This window comes from Sphingomonas sp. ID1715, from assembly GCF_013044515.1.
GTDB lineage: Bacteria > Pseudomonadota > Alphaproteobacteria > Sphingomonadales > Sphingomonadaceae > Sphingomonas_B.
This window is the reverse complement of sequence record NZ_JABEPR010000002.1, coordinates 281,492-300,537: the sequence shown is the minus strand read 5'-3', so window position 1 is coordinate 300,537 and position 19,046 is coordinate 281,492. Positions and strand designations below refer to the sequence as shown.

The following is a 19,046-nucleotide window of genomic DNA, read 5'->3' as shown; positions in this document are numbered from 1 at the left end:
GGACGAGTGACAAAGCCAATGTGAACTTCGCCGCGCCGTTCCGCTTCGCGCTCGATTTCGCGCTGCCGCCGCGCTGCGCTTCGTGTGGGGCGATCGTGGCGGGGCAGGGGAGTTTCTGCGTGCCGTGCTGGTCGCGGCTCGACTTTCTCGCCGGGCCGGCATGCGCCGGATGCGGGCTGCCGTTCGAGCAGGACCAGGGCGAGGATGCTCGCTGCGCCGCCTGCCTGGCGCAGCCGCCGCGCCATGATGGTGTGCGGGCTGCCGTCGCCTATGGCGAGGTTGCCCGCGCCCTGGTGCTGAAGCTGAAGCACGGCCGGCGCATCGGCATGGCCCGCATCATCGGCGCCCACCTGTCCCGCATCGCCCCCGCGGAGCCAAAAGCGTTGCTGGTGCCGGTGCCGCTCCATCGCTGGCGCATCTGGCGCCGCGGCTTCAACCAGTCGGCGCTGGTCGCTCAAGAAGTGGCGCGGCGGACAGGTCTGGAGTTGCGTACCGACCTGCTGGAACGGCGCAAGGCCACCCCGATGCTGGGCGGCCTCGGGCGGCTTGTACGAGCACGCACCTTGCGCGGCGCCTTTGCCGTCCCATCTGAAGCCAGACCGGTGCTGCAGGGCCGGAGCGTGTTGCTGGTGGACGATGTCTATACCAGCGGCGCGACCGCGAATGGTTGTGCGGCGGCGCTGAAGCGGGCCGGGGCGGCGCAGGTGGTCGTGCTGTGCTGGGCGCGCGTGCTCGGGTCGCACGTTGACGACGGCGCGGCCTTGGGCGACGGATTGGATTGAGGGAGACACTGGTGGCGAAGGTCGAGATCTACACGAAGTTCGGGTGCCCCTATTGCTACCGCGCCAAGCGGCTGCTGGACGGCAAGGGCGCGGCCTATGAGGAATATGACATCACCTTAGGCGGCCCGCAGCGCACGGAGATGCTGCAGCGCTCGAACGGCCGCACGACGGTGCCCCAGATCTTCATCGACGGACAGCATATCGGTGGTTCGGACGACCTTGCCGCGCTCGATGCGCGGGGCGGCCTCGACCCATTGCTGCAGGCGGCCTGACGACCCGCATGCGCGCCGCCATTCTGCAGATGCAGTCGGGCATCGACCCGGCCGCCAACGCACGCACGATCGTCGATGCGGTCAGGGACGCGCGGGCGCACGGCGCGGACATGCTGTTCACCCCCGAAATGTCGAACCTGCTCGATCGGAACCGTGAACGCTCCGGAGAGCATCTGCGCACCGAAGCCGAGGATGAGACGCTCGCGGCCGTTCGACAGGCAGCCGCGGACGCGGGCTTGTGGGTGCATCTCGGCTCGCTGGCGCTAGCCGGAGAGGACGGCATGCGGCTCAACCGCGGCTTCCTGATCGATCCAGCCGGCGCGATCGGGGCGCGTTACGACAAGATCCATCTTTTCGATGTCGATCTCGCCACCGGCGAGAGCTGGCGCGAATCCGCAGTCTATGCGCGCGGCGCGCGGGCGGTGGCGGCCGACACGCCCTGGGGCAAGTTGGGCCTCAGCATCTGCTATGATATTCGCTTTCCCGACCTGTACCGCGTCCTGACCGACGCCGGAGCCGCGATCCTCACCATTCCCGCCGCCTTCACCGTGCCGACCGGCCAGGCGCATTGGCACGTGCTGCTCCGCGCCCGCGCGATCGAAGCGGGCGTGTTCGTCGTGGCTGCGGCCCAGGCGGGTCACCATCAAGATGGCCGCGACACTTTCGGCCATTCGCTGGCCGTCAGCCCATGGGGCGAAGTGCTGCTCGATTTGGGGCCGGAGCCGGGGCTCGGCTTCGTCGATCTCGATCTGGCCCAAGTGGAAGAAGTCCGCGCGCGCGTCCCGGCGCTGCGCCATCGCCGGCCTATCCCCGCCCTTTCCGCCGCATGATCGTTTTCGACCTGAAATGCGGCCGCGCCCATGTGTTCGAGGCGTGGTTCGGCTCCAGCACCGATTACGAGGATCAGCGCGGTCGCGGCCTGATCCAGTGTCCGATCTGTGGCGATGTGGAAATCGGCAAGGCGGTGATGGCGCCTCGGCTTGGCAGCAAAGTGGTCGAGGACGCGCCCCTTCCCGTCGCGACGAGCCCCACGCCGGAGGTCAAGGCGATGCTGACCGCCATGGCGCAGCTCCAGGCCAGGATGCTGGAAAAGTCGGAATGGGTCGGCCGCCGCTTTGCCGACGAGGCGCGCGCGATCCATTTGGGTGAGACCGAACACCGCACCATTCATGGCGAGGCGACCCCCACCGAGGCCGCGGCGCTGGCCGACGAAGGGATCGCGGTCGCGCCGCTGCCATTCCCCATAGTCCCGCCCGACCAGCGCAACTGATCTTCCCGGCCGGGGTTTACAGCCCCGGTTCAGCGAAGCCGCGCCAATGGCGGCAGCTCCAGTCGTTTCGGGAAAGCAAAGAATGGTCGCTCGTGTGTCGCTTATGCCGGTTCTGCTGGCGAGTGTTGCCATGCCCGCATGGGCGCAGGAGCCGGTGCAGACCCCGCCTCAGGCGGTTGCACCCGCACCCGCCGAAGCAACGGCTAACGCACAGGCGGCAGGGCAGGCCGCGACCGATGAATATGCGGATGGCGAGGAGGAGATCGTCGTCGTCGGCCAGCGGGAACGCGGTGCGGTGATCGGCGACATCCGGCCGGAAGTGCAGCTCACCCCCGCCGACATCCGCTCCTACGGCGTCAACTCGGTCGCCGAGCTGTTGAGCGAACTCGCACCTCAGATCGCGACCGCGCGCGGGCGTGACCGCAATGCACAGGTGGTGCTGCTGAACGGCCAGCGCATTTCCGGGTTTAGCGAGATCCGCGACCTGCCGACCGAAGCAATCCAGCGGGTCGACATCCTGCCCGAAGAAGTGGCGCTCAAATATGGCTACACCGCCAATCAGAAGGTGGTGAACATCGTGCTGCGCCGCCGCTTCCGCGCGACCACGGTGGAGCTGAGCGACCGCATCGCCACCGACGGCGGCGCGAACAGCCCCGAGGCGCAGGTCAATTGGCTGCGCATCATGCCCGAAGGCAGGCTGACGGTCAGCGGCAATTACGAGCGCTCCGCGCGGCTGCTCGAAAGTCAGCGCGATATCGCGGGCGGCACCGAGTTCCGGACGCTGCTGCCCTCGTCGGACAGCGCGTCGCTCAATGCGGTCTACGCCCGATCGATCGCGGAGGGCGTGTCGGCGACGGTCAATGGCCGGGTGCAATATGACGACAGCCGCAGCCTGTTGGGCCTGTCGGCGACCGGCCAGAATTCCCCGATCGTGCAGGACAATGACTCGCTGAACACCCGGCTCGCGACCACGCTCAATGGTGCGGTCTCCGGCTGGCAATGGACCTTTACCGGCGCCTATGACCGCACCGAGACAGAGACGGAGACCAATGTCACCGCCGATCGCGCGCGGTCCGTGGCCAGCCAGTTGGGCGGCGACTTCACCGTCAACGGCCAGCCGCTGACGCTGCCTGCTGGCCCGGTTTCCACCACCCTGCGCCTCAATGCCTCGACCGCCGATTTCGAAAGCCGCTCGCTCCGCGCCGGCGCGTTGCGGCAGGGTGACGTGCATCGCGATATCGGTGGCGGCCAGATCAATGTCGACGTGCCGATCGCGAGCCGCGACCGCGACGTGCTCGCCTTCCTCGGCAACCTGTCCCTGAACGGCAATGTCGAGGTGCAGCGGCTGAGCGATTTCGGCACGCTGACCAGCTGGGGCGCCGGAACGACCTGGTCGCCCATTCGCCCGCTCAGCATCGTCGCCTCTTACACCAAGGAAGAGGGCGCGCCGACCGCGCAGCAGCTCGGCAATCCCACCATCGTGACGCCGGGCGTGCGCGTGTTCGACCTCGTCCGTAACCGGGATGCGATCGTCACCCAGATCGGCGGCGGCAATCCAAACCTGCTCGCCGATGATCGCCGCGTGTGGAAAATCGGCGGAACGCTACGGCCGTTCAGCGAGACCGACCTGAGTATCGTTGCGACCTATACCAACAGCCGCACGCGTAACGCGATCGGCGGCCTGTCCTTCCCGACCGCGCAGCTGCAGGCGGCCTTTCCCGACCGCTTCCTGCGCGACGCCAATGGCGAGCTGGTCCAGATCGATACGCGCCCGGTCAACTTCTTCCGCGAAAGCACCGAGCAGCTGCGCTGGGGCATCAACTTCTCGAAGCGCATTCAGGACAGCACGGCCGAACAGTTCCGCGCCTTGGCTGCTGCCGGACGCCTGCCGTTCGGACGGCCGGGCGGGCCGGGGGGAGCGAGTGCCGGCGGACCCCGCGGATCCGGTGCCGGCGACCGGCCGCGCGGCGAAGGGCGCGGCGGTGGCGGACGCTTTGGTGGCGGGGGCGGCGGCTTTGGCGGCGGGCGGCTACAGTTTGCGCTTTATCACACTTGGCATTTCAAGGACGAAGTGCTCGTCGCCCCCGGCGGTCCGCTGATCGACCGGCTGAACGGCGGCACGCTGGGTCGGGGCGGCGGGCAGCCGCGGCACGAACTCGAGGCGCAGGCCGGCATCACCCGCAACGGCCTTGGCGCGCGCCTCAGCGCCAATTGGCAGAGCGGCACGACGGTGGAGGGCGCGACCGGCCTCGCCACCGACCGGCTGCGCTTCGGCGACCTGACCACGGTCGACTTCCGGCTGTTCGCCAATCTCGGCAACATGCCCAATCTGGTCGTTGATCATCCCTGGCTGCGCGGGACCCGCGTGACGCTGTCGGTGGACAATCTGTTCAACGAACGCCAGCGCGTCCGCGACGTGACCGGCACGACGCCGATCAATTATCAGCCGGACCTGCTCGATCCGCTCGGCCGCACGGTCAGGCTGTCGGTCCGCAAACTCTTCTTTGCGCTGCCGCAACGCCGGATTGACCGACCAGCGCCGCAAGGGCAGGACTGACGCCGGGCGCCCGTAGCTCAGCAGGATAGAGCATCAGATTCCTAATCTGAGGGCCATGGGTTCGAATCCCGTCGGGCGCGCCACTCCCGTATAGAAGTAAGAACTCCTTCGCACCCATCGGCGCCGGCGAACACGGCATGCTCGAGGGCGGCCTTGCTGCCACGTACGGTGATCGTTTCGGGCGTGACGACGATCTCATCGACGATGAGGCGAAGATAGGCGCGGCGGAGCGTAGGGTCGTCCTGCCGGAGACCCTCGCGGACTATCCGGGCGAAGCGCGCCAAGGTGTCGTCTGTGATCTCGCGGCGAGGTTGGGCGAGTTGCTGCTCAAGGCTGCGGATCTCGACAGCAATAGCGGCCAGCCGCGCACTATGGGCTTGCAGACGCTCGCTGAGCTGCGGATCGCGGGCGCTGAGCTCGCCCATCTCGACGAGCTCGAGGAGGCGCATCTTCTGGCCCTCGACCCGGGTCTTCTCGGCTTTGCGAGCCTTCAGAGCTTCGCGGCGCTCGGCGAGCGCGCTGTCGGAGCGGTCCAGCACCGCTTCCAGAAGGAGGGACAGGCGCTGGGGCGAGAGGACCTGGTCCTGCAGCGTCGTGATGACAATGTCGTCCACCTCCTTCATCGGCACCGGAGAGGAGGAGCAGGCGTCAGCGGCGATCGTCCGTTTCCGGTCGCAGATCAGGTAGCGATACTGGCCGCTCTTGCCGGTCCGCAGGATCATGCCGGAGCCGCAGCCGTCTGCGCCGCACTTGGCGAGACCGGCGGTCAACGTCGGAGAGTTGACCGTCCGGGCCGCCGTCACCTTCGGATGGTGCTTGGCGAGCTTTGCCTGCACCTGCTCGAAATCTTCGGCGCTGATGATCGCGGGCACCTCCATCGGCACCCATTCTTCCTGCGGGCGGCGGCGGCGAGTGCGGCTGTCGGTCTGGTTATAGTAATGAACGCCGCTGTAGGTCGACCGACGCAGGATGTCGTGAACGGTCCCGGTGCGGAAGGGCTTGCCACGGATCAAAAGCTTGCGCCGATTGAGCTCGGTGGTGATGGTGATCACCCCGGACTTGCCGTGATTGCCTTTCCGTTCGAGGTAGAGATCGAAGACCAACCGGACGACCTCCGCTTCAGCCTCGTCGATGACGAGCTTCTTCTTATCCTTCTTGTCCAGACGGGCAGCGATGACTGTCCGGTATCCAAAGGGCGGCGCCGAGCCGTTCCAGAAGCCGCGCGCGGCATTACCGGCCATTGCCATCTTGACGGTCTCGGCGTTCACTTCCGACTGATAGGCGTCGACCACGGTCGTGACCCGGCGGGTCAGGTTGCCGGACGGACCATCCCCGACCTGCTGGGTTACGGACTCGAGGCGCACGCCCGCATTTTCCAGCTGCCGGCGATAGCGTTCGAAGTCGAAGTCATCGCGATAGAAGCGGCTGAAGTTCCAGATCAGGACGAGATCGAAATCGCAGTCGGCACGCTCGGCGTCGGCGATCATCTGAAGGAAAACGGGCCGGCGATCGTTGCGGGCGGTGGCGCCAGGCTCGAGGTAGATGCGCACGATCTCGATGCCATGCGCGGCGGCATGGTCGCGGATCCGCTTCTCCTGCTCCTCCAGCGATATCTCGTGCTTGGCCTGCCGCCGCGTGGACACGCGGACATAGCCGACTGCTCTTCTTTTCCTCATATTCAACTCCAGTGCCCTTCGGCACGCAGACACCTTATTCGAACAACTCCCGGATTTCGGCACCCAGCAGCGACTCGATCAACTCCGCTTCGCCCGGCACGATGGATGCGGCCACGCACCCGTCCCCCGGCGCGGTTTGGCCACGCGACCGCGCCCGGCCCCTGCCGGATGCTGAGGAGCGGCGGTTGCCCCCAGAGAGATCGTCTCGTGACATGATCCCGAGATCGGGCCTTCTGCGAACGCGGTCGCCCAACCCACCCCCACAGTTTTGCGCATCGGGCTCGGGGCGGTGACCAAGACCGCCGACCGAAGCGGCTCAATCATGACCAACCTCCGCGTCCAGATAGGCCCTGAGCGCTTGCAGGCGTGCGAGGTCGCCATCGACGATGAACGCCACGGCGGTCTCACCTTGGAGCAGAGGCGCCTTGTTCGGGGAACGCATCCATGCGTTGGCGCGAGCGGCATCCGGCAAGAGGGTGTTGATCGCCTTGAAGATGCCGATCACGAGAGAAATCCGCTCCAGTGCCTCTTCATCGAAGGAGGACAAGCCTTCTCCGCGCCAAGCGCGGAGGAGAGCTAGGCTCGAAATGCCGAGCACGCGCATCTGCTCCGGATCGTTCAGAGACCAGGCCTCGGCGATCCGGAAGAAGGTTCGGAGCGCTGGCTCGGCCAGCTCATCGATTTGTCCGCCGGGCGGCGTTTCCTGGCTCGGCATTCTAGAAACCGCCGCCGTAAAGGGCACGGCCGACAAGCTGGACCACCTCGTCTGCTCCTGCCTCCGACTGGACGGCGCGCTGGAGCGGCGTGTCGCCGTCCAGCGCCGGGTGTCCACGCCGGAGGAACTCCTCCGCCTTCACGCTATCCCCGCCATATGCCTCGCGGACGAATCCGCGGACCCGCTCGACCCTCGTTGTCTCCTCGACCGCCTCAGCGGCCGCGCGCCGGAAGATCGGGGTGATCCAAGCCGCGATGAGGCGCGGATCGCGGGTCTCGAGCACGTCCCACAGCGTCGGCGGAGCGGACTGGTCGGCGATCCACCGCTCAAGCGCCAGCCGGTCCTTCTCTTCCTCACTTGGTGACATCGGTCGCCTCCCGCCATGCGGCCCAGGCTTTCTCGACTAGGGCGCGGCCGTCGTCGGTCGCGAGCGGCCGGGCGAACTTGCCAAAGCCGGACGGCAGGAGCTGCCTGGCCGGGATCATGAGGTGCACGTGAGGGAGGCCGAGCTTGGCTGCGCGCGCGGGCACATGCATGGCCGCGACGACCGCGACACCGTGGTCCTTGACCAGCTTGTCGGCGAAGCCCCAGCCGAGCCGCCAGGCCTCGTGGAGGCGCATGTGTCCCTCGTCCACCTCCGGAAATCTCAGCGTCACGATGACGACGAGGTCGCGGATGGCGCTGAAGCACTGACGATCATAGGCCTGGGCGAGCCGCTGCGGATCCCAGAGCTCGTCGCTCGCGCCACGGGGCAGCTGCACGTCGAGCTTGTAGCAGGTGGTCTTCGGCCAGGGCAGCGTCAGATCCTTGGGCCTCATGACCGGGAAGGCACGCTTTCCGATGAACTGCTCGACGGTGAGCCCCGCGTCGCCGCCCGCTTGAGCGACACCGAAGGAGACATGCTCCACGTCGCCAGTGACCGGCTGATAGTCGAGGCCCGGGGGCGCTTTGAGCTTCTTGCCCATCACATCACCCCCGTCGCGCGCGTGGCCCGCGCGATCATTGCGGCGGCCTGGCAGACGCCCTCACAACGTTCGTGAAAGGTCATGAATGGCGGCTCGAAATCGACGCGGAGCCCATCCTCCTCGAGCGCGATGAACGGGCCCTTGCCTGAGGGCACCAGCCAATAGTCGTCGGCCGGGTGGAAGTAGAGGATCATGTCGCCAAGGAGCTGCGGCTCGCGGCTCATATGGACGAGCACCGAGAATTGGACAGGGTTGAGCGCTTCCGGGTGCAGACCGTGATGGACGAGGATCACGTCCGCACCGGTCGCCGCAGCCGCATTGTGCATCGCCTCATGGAACAGCGGCGGATCGCAGGGCGTGCCCGCCAGGATCAGCTGCCGCTCCTTGAGATAGACCGCGCCGGCGGGGAGGCCGAAGCCTGCTCGTCCGCCGTCATGCTGCCCCACAATATCGAGCAGGAAGTTGGTCATGCGCAGGGTCAGTCGCGACACTGTCGCTTCAAAGGATCTTACGTTCATAATCGGGAACTCCGGTTGGTTGAGATCGGCCTCGTGGCCGCCGGCTTCCCTTGTTTTTCATCAACTCAGGAAGCTCACTCGGCTTCCCACCTTCATTCTCTTCTGTGGTCCGCGCGTGCGTCGAAGGGCGCTCGGGCGGGCTCTCCGTCAGGTGCCGCCAATTCCTCCGCCGCCCTGCTGATGCGCGCGCTGCCGCTGCAGCCACTGGAAGTCCTCGTCGGCTGAAGAAACGGGCTGGCCCATTGCGGGGGCACCTAGCGGCGGCACGCTGGCCTGGCTCCTCGCGATTCCAGACTGCGCAGCGTCCTCTTGGGTCCGGGCAGTTGCAATCCGTCCCAGTGTGGCCTGGGTCTCCTTGTCGAGCCCCGGGTCCATCAGCACGCGCACCTCGTCGTCAGTGAGAACGCCCTTGGCGACGCCGTAGCGGCCGGACTCGTCGACGACGATTCCGTGGTCGAGGCGCGCGAGATATCGGAGCGTCCGCTGGCGCAGTTTCCGCCGGACGCGCTCCTCCCGCGCCCGGACATGGTCACGCATCGCCAGCATCCTGGCAGCAAGCAGGCGCAACGCTTCCGGGTCAGGCGGGGGACGGGCGGTCAAGGGCGGCGGCGCCATGTCCGTCGTCCTGGCGGGCGTGCGCTCGCGAACATGCCTCCGCAAGCTTTCCTGATCCTTGCCGCGTTTCTTTGACGCCGGAATCCATGCCTCAGTCGCAGCCGCAGGTTGTGAGTTCGAGGGCGCGCCGGCGGTCCCCGCCGGGGCCATGCCGATGACGGGCTGCGCAATCGAGGAGCCGGTCGAGTCTCCGGATCCGACCGACGCCTGCGGTGTAACCGCTGGTTTCGGCGAGGGGAGCGAGTTCGTTTCCGGGACGGCGATCTGCGATCCTGACCGAGCCTCGGCGATACCGCTCGTGGGCGCGGACGTTGCGCCTCGACACGGGGTCTGGTTGGCGCCGGGACCATGGCCAATCCCGCGCGACACCAGCTTGCGTCCCGCCGCCTTTGCTTCGGCCAGCTCCTTTTCGGCCGCTTCCCTCGAGGCGACGATTTGTCCTTTTCGATGGATCAGGTCGCGAACAAGGATCTCGCGGGCCCCGGCGATACGGTGGGAAAGAGGGTGGGCGGCAGCGGCCCACAGCCGGGCCTCGGCGCGCTTCGCCGGCAACCTCTCAATCGCGGAGGCGAGCTCAGCCCGATGGACCGCGACCTTCGCCTGTATGGCGTCGAAGGCCCGTCGCTTCTCGAGCAGCTCGATCCGCTTCCCGGCGCGATCCAGGCTCGCACGCGCGTCGGCAATGCCAGCGACGACTGCGGCGCGGCGGGTCTCCAGGGCGCGCCGAAGGTCGGTCCTCGCGCCGTCCAGCAGACAAGCTCGCTCGGGCTGGCTAGCCCCGATCTCGGCCCGTCGTTCATCGATCCTGTTACGAATCCTGTCAGCCATGACCGTCACCTGAGCGGCGACCGCGCGCTGAGCCTGATCCATGTCGCGCCGGTACCGATCGACCGTCTTAGCGATGTGCGTTGCGCAGCGGTCAAGTTCGCGCTGCGCATCAGTCCTGGTCACCGCGATCGTCGAACGCTGGCGCTCCAGTTGGTCGATGACGATGGTCCGGAGGGCCGCACCTTGAGCGCTGGCCATTTTCATTGAGGCCTCCAGCTCTTTCCGCTTCTCAGCCAGGCGATCTTCAATAGCGGCTTTCATCCGTGCCAACGCCGCGTTGGACTTGCTCAGCGTCTCGCGCACTCGGCGGGCGATATCAGCGATCTCACGGAGGCGGGCAGCGCGGGTCTCGAGCGCGGCCAGCCGGCGGGACACCCAAATCACGTTCTGGCCGACCTTCGCCTGCGCAGCCGCCATCCGCCGGGCCTTGTTGCTCAGATGGGTGTAGCGCTTATCGATGCCGGCGGCGTGCAAGGTCGCATTGATGTCCCGCACGACCTGGCGGCGGCGCGCAGCAATGCCCTCAGGCGTGTTGATGTCGGTCTCCTTGGCCAGGCCGAAGCTCCAGTCATAGGCGCCGTGCCGCTCCGCCGGGCGCAGCGAATAGATGATGTGACAGTGGAAGTTGCGCTGGTCGCCGACCTCGTCAGGAATATGGATCGCGGCGACGTAGGCCAGGCCGCGCTTCTCGAGGAAGCGGCAGATCCGCTTGACGGCGCGGCGACGCTGGCGGGCACTCAGCTCGGCGGGAAGCGCGATGATCTCGCTGACGTAGACATTGGCGTTCGAACGGTCGTGGCGTTCGACCGCCTCGACCGCGCGGAAGAAGGCGACGAGCTCCGTGCGGTCGGCGGCGATGTTCGACCACCAGCCGAGCTCGCCGCCTTCGAGCCCATCCTCCCGCACGATATATCGGGCCGCACGCTCGGCCTCGCCGGCACGCCAGCGCCGGCCGGTCGTCGACGCGAAGCCGCGTGCGACGAAGCCGAAATGTAGTGAATAGAGGCCATCCGGGCCCCGCGCATCGGTGATGCCGGTCGTGCCCCGAAGCATCCCAACCGTGCGGTGATAGAGCTTGCGGGCGGTCGCCACGCCGATGCGCGGCCGTTCATCCAGTGGCACCCGCACACGCGCGCGCCGCCGCAGCAGTTGCTCGAGCTCACGATCATCCTTGCGCTTGCGGCGCCGGCGGTGTCGCTCGGCCTCACGCTCATCGGCTGCGTCCTCGCGGCGGCGCCGCGTCATCAGGTTCCGCGCGCTGCGCGCGTCGGCGATGCCGGCGACCAGTTCCGCCGACTTTTCCTTCAACGCCGACTGCGTGAGCAGCATGATTTTCCCCTGACTTCCTGCGTCTGGAGAGGGGGTGGCCGGGGCGTTGATTGGTCGGAACGGCCAAACAACACTTTATCGCGCACCACCCCCTCTCTCTCCCTCTATGGGAAGTCCCGGCTGGTGGGGCGCCCAACCCACCCCCAGGGTTCAGAACTCGATCACCTCCCCGCAAACTATGGGGGTGGGTTGGGGAAGTCGGCTCTCTACCGTGAGCATCTCCCTGTGCATGACTAGTGCACAGCCATCGATCAGCCCCGACGTCGCCAGCTTGCTGGACAGGCTGACGCTGCTCGAGCGTTCAGCGTCGTCGGAGTTGGCGATCATCGAGGAACGGCTCCCCGAGCTTCGCCGCCAGGCCAAGGCGCGCTCCAAGCGACGTCGTGGGCCCGGTTCGCCCGACGCCGAAAAATACAAGCTGGGGTCGATCCTGGCGCTGCTGGGATTCCGCGGGATCGACGACCTCGTCCTTCTCGGGCTGCTCGCCAGCGGTGACCGCGGCCTGCAGTGGCTCGCCGAGGCACGTGTTGAGCAAGGACCGATGTCGTTCGCGGATCTCGTCCGCACCGCCATTGCCGATGAGAAGCGGGCGGACTGGTGTCGGGCTTGGGGCGAATATCGCTGGAAGGCCTACAAAAGGCCGATCTACGACGCCGCCGTCACCTCGTTTCTCGAGAGCGGCCGCACCGGCGAGGCGGAGGCCTGGCGCAGCCGCGACATCACGGACGATCAGGCCGACATCATCCAGGACATCTGCGAGGCCGCCGATGTGCCGCTGCCTGACCTCAACACCCGCGGCGAAGCATTCGAGTGGATCCGGGAGAAGGGCGGCAACCCTGCTTACTGGGACGAACCTGAGCAACCACCGGAATGGGAGGACTGACCATGAACCTGGATGAAGCCTTGGCGGAACTGGAAACGAAGAACGCTGCGCTCGCGGCAGTCATCGAGGAGTTCAATTCCGAGCAGACCGCCGGCCGGCTCGGCCTCGACGCCTATCAGCGCGGTAAGCGCCTCAACGAAGAGCTAACCGCGCTGGGGGAAGGAATCGCCAAGAGGATCGATGAGGTGCTCGCCTCACTCTGATCCCAGTATACCGGCGTTTAGCACCTGCTCCGGTAACGCCTCCTCAACCTCGAACATCCCTGGCAGGCCGACGACAGCTGAAATGACGACGCCAAAGAAACCCAAGAAGCCGAAGAACCTTGCGCGGTATCTGGCGAGGAATTTCAGACGCATCAGCAAGGAGTTCAACGCGAGACGGCCGAGCACACTAGAGGGGTTGCTGCGCCTTGTCGCTCATCTTCGCGACGATATCCGGGGCTACGATCTCGACCGGGATGAGCGCGCGAGCCGCCTATTTGCGTTCGGCTCGTGGGACGACCTTAGTATGTTCGTACTGCAAGGGAGATTCCTGCCGCTACCAGAAGAGAGGCTGCCCCGGTCCGAAGCCGAATTGCTCGCACTCTGCCAGAACCTCCTCGATCGAACAGGCGACCAGACCCTTCGCAACCGCTTCGTCCGAGGCTGGAGCGGCGAAGACTTCCCTGAGCCCGCGCTGGAGGCATTCTCCAAGAAACTGTGGGCGACGGCCCGGAACGATCCGAAGTTCTTTGCAACCGTCGTTCGAGGATATCACGGCAGCGCACTAGCTTACTTGGTCGAGGAGCGGGTTCCGATGGGCCTCCGCGCGGACCAGGCGCTCGGCCTCATCTACAAGATGGCGTTGATTTGGGGCTCGCATGACGTCCAGGCCACCACAGCTCTCGCTCGGCTCAGCATGACGCGGCCGTTTGGTTGGCTAATCCAGGGTTCGGCACAACGAATGATGGCCTCTACCGTGTTCACGGTGTGGCGACCCGTGCATCAGTGGCTCAGCATCCATCTCGACCGCTATCGCACGAACGAAGAGACGTGGCGGGGCAAACCTGAGGGTAAGCCCACCCGCCACGACGATGTGAAGACCATCCGCGCCGCGGCCGCGCCGCTCCTGTTTCGATCGGAACTCGGTCGGTCAAAGCGTAGCGAACGCGATGTCCTGGCAGGCGATCTGCGCGAGTTCATAAGCACTGAGGGAGGTGAATTCTGGGATGAGCTCCGGGAGTCGACGGGCAGATTCGACAACCGTCAGATGAGCCAGGAATGGTATTCGGACCTGACGCCCGTTCAAATGGTCGCAGTCGCGGCGATCCGCCTTATCCACCTCGAAGCGGTGCTTGGGGAGCGACTGGCAACGACGTTTGAGAGGGCTCTACGTGGTCAGGTTCGACCCGAACTAGACCTTCCGGTCTATCAGCAGGACGATCTGCCCCGTGGTTGGAAGGAGCGCGCGAAGCTGCTCATTGACGATCTTCGGCGCGCAATTCTCGACGATGTGGATCATCAAAGTCGCCGGCCAGACGGCGAAAAAGGAGAGTCGGATGCACCTGCGCATGACGAGACGTTCATCGAAGCAGCGCTGGAATTTCTCGACGCGGCGATGCAGGAGGTGATGCCGAATGATCCTGATAGCCTGGCCGGTCGACGGCAGACACTGGCGCTGATCAACGTAGCCGCGGCAGCCAGATTTCAGCGGTGATGAGTGCGCCCACTGCGGCTGTGAGTGTTCGGTTGTCTAGACGTCTTGTCCAGCGGCCGGCGTAGCCGAAGACAGTTTACCAACTCAGAGCATGACCGAGAGCGTCCAGCCTGCGAATTCGGTCTTCGTAGTCGGGCATTACGGTCTCAAGCTTGCGCCAAAACTTCCGCGAATGGGTGAGTTCGATCCTGTGGCAAGCTTCGTGGGCCAAGACGTAATCGATGAGCGAAACCGGAGCCATTACAAGTCTCCAGTTTAGGCGAATTCGGCCTTTGGCATCGCAGCTACCCCAGCGCTTGGATTGGTCCACGACGGAGATCGGACCAGGCTCGATGCCCAGCGCCAGACAGATGGACTGCATCCGTTCGGAAAATTTTCGGCTCGCGCGGGCGATATACCAGTGTCGAAGCCCGCTGCGGACCGCGCTTTTTGCGATCAAAGGATCTTGATCTGGGAGCACAGGCGCCACTAGGCTCGATCCTCTCGCCGAGACCCTCGTAACAATAGCTTGAGGATCACGGATGATCTTCAGCCGATACGGTCGCCCAAGATAGTGAAATGTCTCGCCGCTCACGAATTCCTTTGACGATCGGACACCCGACAACTCCGCATACATGGCCAACTTGCGCAAGATCCAAGAGGCCTTCTTTCGTACAAAATCGCTGATCCTCGCATCAGCCAAGTCGCTCGGCGCTAAGACTCGAACTCCATCAAAGCCAACGGTGATAGCGACTGTTTTGCGGCGGGCAGTTTTTGTCAGGGCGAATTCGATTTCCTGCCCACCAAACTCGACCGATCCAGGGATGTCCCGCGTCATCGCGCGAGGCGTGCCCTAGCGACGCTCATGATCTTTGCGGTCGAAGCTTCGATGGCCGCAAAATCAGCTCCGGACTGCCGCAAGCTGTCTTTGATTGCTCTTCGCATCTGCCGCTTGATGTCTTCCTTTTGTTGCCAATCAACGACTTGCGCCATTTCCTCGAGTTGACGTGCGATAGAGGTGGCTACTTCGTGCTTTTGCACGTCAGAGACTCCCTCCCCGCCCGGGATGAGCGGCAACACCGCGCCCGATGTTCCTCCCATCTCCACAGCACCTTGATCTCTCCGAAGGCTGATGGTGCGGCTCGCCAACTCCTCCAGTCGGGTGAGCTGGCTCGCCGCGCTAACCCGGTCAATACGGCGACGCGAGATTAGCTCCTCTAGGTCTTCCCAGAGCGACTTGTAGGCAGCCGGATTCTCGTCGCGATGCACATGAATTTCGTGCCGGATGGCATGTTCGATGCGGGCGGCCTTCGCCTCCGGCGACCGGATTTCCTCCACACTGTCACGGAAAGCCGGATCTAGGATGTCCAAGGGCTTCAGGAGCTCCTCCACGCCATCGCATCGAAGATGCTCCGCGACCAATTCTCCTACCTTGGCTCCATGGAGCGCGGCGTCGAACCTAGGATCGCTGTAGAGACGCCGCGCCGCGGCACGGATGCGCGTCAGCCACTTAAGGTCTGCAGGGAAGGGGTCTTCCAGCGCTTTCGGATCCGGAAGCACCATGTCCATCGCCTCAGCGAAGCGTTGATAGTCGAGTTCGAATTTCGCTCGAACATCTTCAGGGGCGAGCAAGGCGACACATTGATCCTCATCGGCTCGGTCCGTGCTTTCAAACAGCCCCATCGCAGCGCGATGCCGGCTTTCGAGCAGCTGCACCTTTTCGGAGGCTGGGCGCAAGGCAGACAGCACCCCGTCCTCCTCGGAGAACATGTCGAGCGCTTCCGAAATTCGGCGATTGTCTCCCCAGTAATCAACGACGAGCCCGTAGGTCTTGTTGGCTGCGGTACGATTGACGCGGGCGATGGCTTGCAACAACGTATGTTCGCGCAAGGGTGCATCCAAATACATTACCTGTTCAATCGGAGCGTCAAATCCGGTCAGCAGCATGTCGCAGACCACCAAAATCTTGAGCGGGTCCTCCTTTCGCTTGAACCGAGCGATCAGCTTGTCCTTCTCACTCCGGGATAGGTGATGGCGTTGAAGGCGCGCGCTGTCATTGTGTGAGGATGACATGATCACCGCGCATTGCGGCGCTCCCATAGCCCGGAGCGTCTCCACATAGGTGACCGCGACATCGCGGCTCACGGTGACAATTTGCGCCTTGAATCCATTTGGCTCGATCGTCGTGCGGTAATGGTGCAAAATGTCTTCGCAGATCGCCGAGACCCGCGCCCCCGCACCGGCGTATTTCTCCTGCAGGCGTGTGCCCTGCTTAAGCTTCTGGATTTCATCGTCCCGCAGCTCCGGGAAGGCTTTGCGTATATCTGCCTCAAGGTCACCACCATCTACTCGCATGCGAGCATCTCGCATTTCGTAGAAGATCGGCACCGTCGCGCCATCCTTAACCGCCTGGTCGATCAGGTAGCGGTGAATATAGTCGCCGAACACCTCCCGGGTGCTGCGATCCTTCTTGTCTATCGGCGTACCGGTAAAGGCAATCAGCGTAGCACGCGGCAAACCCGCTCGCATTCGAGCGGCCAAGGCGCCGTATTGGGTACGATGGGCCTCATCCACCATGACGAAGATGTTGTCAGCCTCGGAGATCACGGACGACCGCTTCGGTACGGCGGTGTGGAATTTATGAACGGTCGTGAGCACAGTCGTCCCCGCCCCCCCAGATAGCAGGTGACGCAGATGCTCTCCGCTTTCCGCCTGAACTGGGTTGGGAAAGCCCGACCGCTGGAACTGCCCGGTGATCTGTCCGTCGAGCTCGGTCCGATCAGTGACAATGACCAGCGTCGGATTCTCTGCTTCTGGCAATCTCCGAAGCTTCACCGCCAGATAGACCATCGTCAGGGACTTGCCCGACCCCTGTGTGTGATGAATCACGCCACCGCGTCGTTCGGGGCGAGGAGCATTGCGGATGCGCTCGATGGCGCGGCCCACGGAAACGAATTGCTGATAGCGGGCGATCTTTTTCAGGCGCCGGCCATCCCGAGTCTCGAAGATGATGAAGTTTCGGACGAGGTCGAGCAGATTGGCTGGTGCCAACAATCCGGCGAGCAACACGTCCTGCGCGGTTGGTGTCCGTCCAATCCGGGCGGCGAGCGCATCCGAGGTCAGCGGATAAGGGTCGCGCCACTCGGCCCAGTGGGGCGGCGGCGTTGACGTAGTGCCATATCGCGCAACGTCGCGCGCAAGCGCGATAGATATTTGCGAGAGCTCGAACAATCGTGGCGCACCAAGCCCTAGGAACTCGTCGCGGCCTTCATACCGGCGGAACTGGCGTTGCGCCTCTCCGATGGGATCGGCAAGCGCCGGCGACTTGCATTCGATTACAGCGAGCGGGATGCCATTCACATAAATGACAAGGTCAAGACAGATCTGCTGTCTTGGCCCCTTTATAAATACCTGCCGGGCGAATTCGAAAGTGTTGGCTTGCACATCATCGAAATCAAAATATCGAACTGTTCGGTCTTGACGCCGACCTTTGTCGTCCGTGTAAGGCAGCGTAGTCCCGTAAGTGAGCCGGATATGCCCCTGTTCATTGGCGTCGATCAAATCGACCGACGAAATACGGGTGAGCGCGGAGATCGCCCGGCCAACGCTCTCGCTGTCCAGCCAAGGATTGAGCTGACGCAGCTGCTGCTCGAGCCGTCCGACCAACAGTGCGTCGGAGGGGCCTTCGCGCAAGGCGCCGATGTCGGCCTGCAACAGCGGCTTGTAGTCGAACAGCACTCGCAGCAGGTCCGCGGCGGGATCCTCGACCATCGCGATCTCGAGATTGTCGCGCCCGTCACTCATGCGTTGACAGCCCTCGCCATTTCCGGCTCATCGAGAAACTTCGCGATCATACGCTCCGGCAAGCGGAGACGCCCTGATAGGAGTTCCTGCGCGAGCGCCGCACGAACATCTTCCAATCGCGAAAGGGCATCCCGCTCGCGTTCGATGCGCACGTCAAAGCTGGCACCCACCTCCGCAATCTCTTCCTGTTCCTCGATGGGGGGCAAAAGGATTTGGAGGCGCTTGAAAGTCGGCATGTAGATATCGGGCAGGACGCTGCCGGCCATCAGGCGGCGCCATTCACGTTGCATGTGGCGGAACACCTGTTGCAGATATTTAGGCAACAATTTCGGACCGCACACCCAGTTCGCGAAGTGCTGGCTGGTGCACATTTCCCTCTCCATGATGGAGCACAAGCCGACGTTTGCCGTCCGCTGGAGCACGACCGTGCCGGCGGGCAGCATGCGAGCAGATGAGTTTCTTAACCCCTCCAGCCCGATTGTCTCCGCGGTCTCCCGAATGGTGAGCTTCCCGAGTGCGTCAGCATCCTGAAGCGATATCCAGGGAAGGTCTCCGTCCCAGTATTCCACCTGCTTACGGTCGGGCGTGTGTCCGCTCTCCAGCTTGGCAATCGTAGTCAGGCGAACGAGTTGCCACCCTGAAGGGATATGCGTGATATCCGCGGCGACGCGGCCGAGAACCCATCGCTCTGGCAGTGATTGCATCCGCCCAGATTGAGGGCGCCCTCCACGCGTTAGCAGATCGCGCATCACGGCAGCCTTGCCGGCGGCCAGCGACTTCACCATTTGCTTGGCGCAACCTATATTTTCGTCGATCGATCGCAGAACCTCGCTAATGGCGCATTGCTCATTCAAGGGTGGCAGGGGAAAACGAAAGCTGGCGAGATCACGAAATGAGATGGACTTTCGCCGGTTCACGCCACCATTGCTATAAGCATCAAATCTTCCGCTCAGCGCCAATCTCTTCAGACTACGTAACACGTAGTCATTGTTGGCATCCTCAGAGGTTATTTCAAACACCGAATACATCGGACTTACAAGTCCAACATCATGCGTTCGTAGCAGATCTATCGATCCCTCATCGAGATGGATCGTTGCGTAGGCAAACTGGCCACGTCTAACCAGCTTATAATGTTCCGTGTCCCTGCTGTGGACGTCT

General features: G+C 64.2%; 17 protein-coding genes and 1 tRNA gene. 9 read left to right on the top strand and 9 right to left on the bottom strand.

All coding sequences use genetic code 11. The annotated features are described in order from the left end of the window. Positions 1–20 precede the first annotated feature (20 nt). The 6 genes from HJG53_RS06320 (at position 21) to HJG53_RS06295 (ending at position 4,964) form a co-directional block, all read left to right on the top strand. Entirely contained in the window at positions 21–782 is a 762-nt protein-coding gene (locus HJG53_RS06320) for a ComF family protein (protein WP_171128691.1), read from the top strand. An 11-nt stretch (positions 783–793) separates the two neighbouring features. Further along, positions 794–1,054 (top strand): glutaredoxin 3, encoded by a 261-nt coding sequence (gene grxC, locus HJG53_RS06315; protein ID WP_171128688.1) that lies wholly within the window; start codon positions 794–796, stop codon positions 1,052–1,054. An 8-nt stretch (positions 1,055–1,062) separates the two neighbouring features. Next, positions 1,063–1,884, top strand: coding sequence for a carbon-nitrogen hydrolase family protein (locus HJG53_RS06310; protein ID WP_171128686.1), 822 nt, complete (start codon positions 1,063–1,065; stop codon positions 1,882–1,884). Beyond that, complete coding sequence (locus HJG53_RS06305; RefSeq protein WP_171128684.1) at positions 1,881–2,324, top strand: DUF1178 family protein; 444 nt, start codon at positions 1,881–1,883, stop codon at positions 2,322–2,324. Before HJG53_RS06310 ends, HJG53_RS06305 begins: the two co-directional genes overlap by 4 nt. A 103-nt stretch (positions 2,325–2,427) precedes the next feature. Further along, positions 2,428–4,881 (top strand): TonB-dependent receptor, encoded by a 2,454-nt coding sequence (locus HJG53_RS06300; protein WP_254447576.1) that lies wholly within the window; start codon positions 2,428–2,430, stop codon positions 4,879–4,881. Positions 4,882–4,887: 6 nt separating this feature from the next. Beyond that, positions 4,888–4,964, top strand: a tRNA-Arg gene (locus tag HJG53_RS06295). Here the strand turns inward: HJG53_RS06295 and HJG53_RS19085 are convergent. The 6 genes from HJG53_RS19085 to HJG53_RS06260 all read right to left on the bottom strand — a co-directional run bounded on the left by HJG53_RS19085 (position 4,923) and on the right by HJG53_RS06260 (position 11,527). After that, entirely contained in the window at positions 4,923–6,557 is a 1,635-nt protein-coding gene (locus tag HJG53_RS19085) for a recombinase family protein (protein WP_368039544.1), read from the bottom strand. The genes HJG53_RS06295 and HJG53_RS19085 overlap by 42 nt on opposite strands. Before the next feature lie 316 nt (positions 6,558–6,873). Beyond that, complete coding sequence (locus HJG53_RS06280; protein ID WP_368039543.1) at positions 6,874–7,299, bottom strand: antitoxin Xre/MbcA/ParS toxin-binding domain-containing protein; 426 nt, start codon at positions 7,297–7,299, stop codon at positions 6,874–6,876. Then, positions 7,274–7,639, bottom strand: coding sequence for an MbcA/ParS/Xre antitoxin family protein (locus HJG53_RS06275; RefSeq protein WP_171128678.1), 366 nt, complete (start codon positions 7,637–7,639; stop codon positions 7,274–7,276). The genes HJG53_RS06280 and HJG53_RS06275 overlap by 26 nt, the downstream gene beginning before the upstream one ends. Continuing rightward, positions 7,626–8,237, bottom strand: a complete 612-nt coding sequence (locus HJG53_RS06270; RefSeq protein ID WP_171128676.1) for a hypothetical protein — start codon at positions 8,235–8,237, stop codon at positions 7,626–7,628. The genes HJG53_RS06275 and HJG53_RS06270 overlap by 14 nt, the downstream gene beginning before the upstream one ends. Continuing rightward, the gene (locus tag HJG53_RS06265; protein ID WP_171128674.1) at positions 8,237–8,755 is read right to left on the bottom strand and encodes a hypothetical protein; all 519 of its coding nucleotides are present in this window, start codon (positions 8,753–8,755) and stop codon (positions 8,237–8,239) included. The genes HJG53_RS06270 and HJG53_RS06265 overlap by 1 nt, the downstream gene beginning before the upstream one ends. Positions 8,756–8,902: 147 nt before the next feature. After that, the gene (locus tag HJG53_RS06260) at positions 8,903–11,527 is read right to left on the bottom strand and encodes a MobA/MobL family protein (RefSeq protein ID WP_171128672.1); all 2,625 of its coding nucleotides are present in this window, start codon (positions 11,525–11,527) and stop codon (positions 8,903–8,905) included. A gap of 229 nt (positions 11,528–11,756) precedes the next feature. Here HJG53_RS06260 and HJG53_RS06255 point away from each other — a divergent pair, with 229 nt between their 5' ends. The 3 genes from HJG53_RS06255 to HJG53_RS06245 all read left to right on the top strand — a co-directional run bounded on the left by HJG53_RS06255 (position 11,757) and on the right by HJG53_RS06245 (position 14,105). Then, positions 11,757–12,410, top strand: a complete 654-nt coding sequence (locus tag HJG53_RS06255) for a hypothetical protein (RefSeq protein ID WP_171128670.1) — start codon at positions 11,757–11,759, stop codon at positions 12,408–12,410. 2 nt (positions 12,411–12,412) lie between these two features. Beyond that, positions 12,413–12,613: a hypothetical protein gene (locus tag HJG53_RS06250; protein ID WP_171128668.1), complete on the top strand. Its 201-nt coding sequence runs from the start codon at positions 12,413–12,415 to the stop codon at positions 12,611–12,613. A gap of 82 nt (positions 12,614–12,695) precedes the next feature. Further along, on the top strand, positions 12,696–14,105 hold the full coding sequence (locus HJG53_RS06245; protein WP_171128666.1) for a hypothetical protein: 1,410 nt from the start codon (positions 12,696–12,698) through the stop codon (positions 14,103–14,105). Between the two features lie 76 nt (positions 14,106–14,181). On the opposite strand, the gene HJG53_RS06240 is transcribed toward HJG53_RS06245, so the two are convergent. The 3 genes from HJG53_RS06240 to HJG53_RS06230 are packed head-to-tail and all read right to left on the bottom strand — an operon-like array spanning position 14,182 to position 18,916. Further along, on the bottom strand, positions 14,182–14,922 hold the full coding sequence (locus HJG53_RS06240) for a M48 family metallopeptidase (RefSeq protein ID WP_171128663.1): 741 nt from the start codon (positions 14,920–14,922) through the stop codon (positions 14,182–14,184). Next, positions 14,919–17,888, bottom strand: coding sequence for a type I restriction endonuclease subunit R (locus HJG53_RS06235; protein ID WP_171128660.1), 2,970 nt, complete (start codon positions 17,886–17,888; stop codon positions 14,919–14,921). The genes HJG53_RS06240 and HJG53_RS06235 overlap by 4 nt, the downstream gene beginning before the upstream one ends. After that, on the bottom strand, positions 17,885–18,916 hold the full coding sequence (locus HJG53_RS06230) for a restriction endonuclease subunit S (protein WP_171128658.1): 1,032 nt from the start codon (positions 18,914–18,916) through the stop codon (positions 17,885–17,887). Before HJG53_RS06230 ends, HJG53_RS06235 begins: the two co-directional genes overlap by 4 nt. Positions 18,917–19,046: the final 130 nt, after the last annotated feature.

What these genes read in the sequence shown, in the direction of transcription:
- HJG53_RS06310 (WP_171128686.1), top strand. Translation starts at nt 1,063, where the DNA reads ATGCGCGCCGCCATTCTGCAGATGCAGTCGGGCATCGACCCGGCCGCC.
- HJG53_RS06305 (WP_171128684.1), top strand. Translation starts at nt 1,881, where the DNA reads ATGATCGTTTTCGACCTGAAATGCGGCCGCGCCCATGTGTTCGAGGCG.
- HJG53_RS06300 (WP_254447576.1), top strand. Translation starts at nt 2,428, where the DNA reads ATGCCGGTTCTGCTGGCGAGTGTTGCCATGCCCGCATGGGCGCAGGAG.
- HJG53_RS19085 (WP_368039544.1), bottom strand. Translation starts at nt 6,557, where the DNA reads ATGAGGAAAAGAAGAGCAGTCGGCTATGTCCGCGTGTCCACGCGGCGG.
- HJG53_RS06275 (WP_171128678.1), bottom strand. Translation starts at nt 7,639, where the DNA reads ATGTCACCAAGTGAGGAAGAGAAGGACCGGCTGGCGCTTGAGCGGTGG.
- HJG53_RS06270 (WP_171128676.1), bottom strand. Translation starts at nt 8,237, where the DNA reads ATGGGCAAGAAGCTCAAAGCGCCCCCGGGCCTCGACTATCAGCCGGTC.
- HJG53_RS06265 (WP_171128674.1), bottom strand. Translation starts at nt 8,755, where the DNA reads ATGAACGTAAGATCCTTTGAAGCGACAGTGTCGCGACTGACCCTGCGC.
- HJG53_RS06260 (WP_171128672.1), bottom strand. Translation starts at nt 11,527, where the DNA reads ATGCTGCTCACGCAGTCGGCGTTGAAGGAAAAGTCGGCGGAACTGGTC.
- HJG53_RS06255 (WP_171128670.1), top strand. Translation starts at nt 11,757, where the DNA reads ATGACTAGTGCACAGCCATCGATCAGCCCCGACGTCGCCAGCTTGCTG.
- HJG53_RS06250 (WP_171128668.1), top strand. Translation starts at nt 12,413, where the DNA reads ATGAACCTGGATGAAGCCTTGGCGGAACTGGAAACGAAGAACGCTGCG.
- HJG53_RS06245 (WP_171128666.1), top strand. Translation starts at nt 12,696, where the DNA reads ATGACGACGCCAAAGAAACCCAAGAAGCCGAAGAACCTTGCGCGGTAT.
- HJG53_RS06240 (WP_171128663.1), bottom strand. Translation starts at nt 14,922, where the DNA reads ATGACGCGGGACATCCCTGGATCGGTCGAGTTTGGTGGGCAGGAAATC.
- HJG53_RS06235 (WP_171128660.1), bottom strand. Translation starts at nt 17,888, where the DNA reads ATGAGTGACGGGCGCGACAATCTCGAGATCGCGATGGTCGAGGATCCC.
- HJG53_RS06230 (WP_171128658.1), bottom strand. Translation starts at nt 18,916, where the DNA reads ATGTATTCGGTGTTTGAAATAACCTCTGAGGATGCCAACAATGACTAC.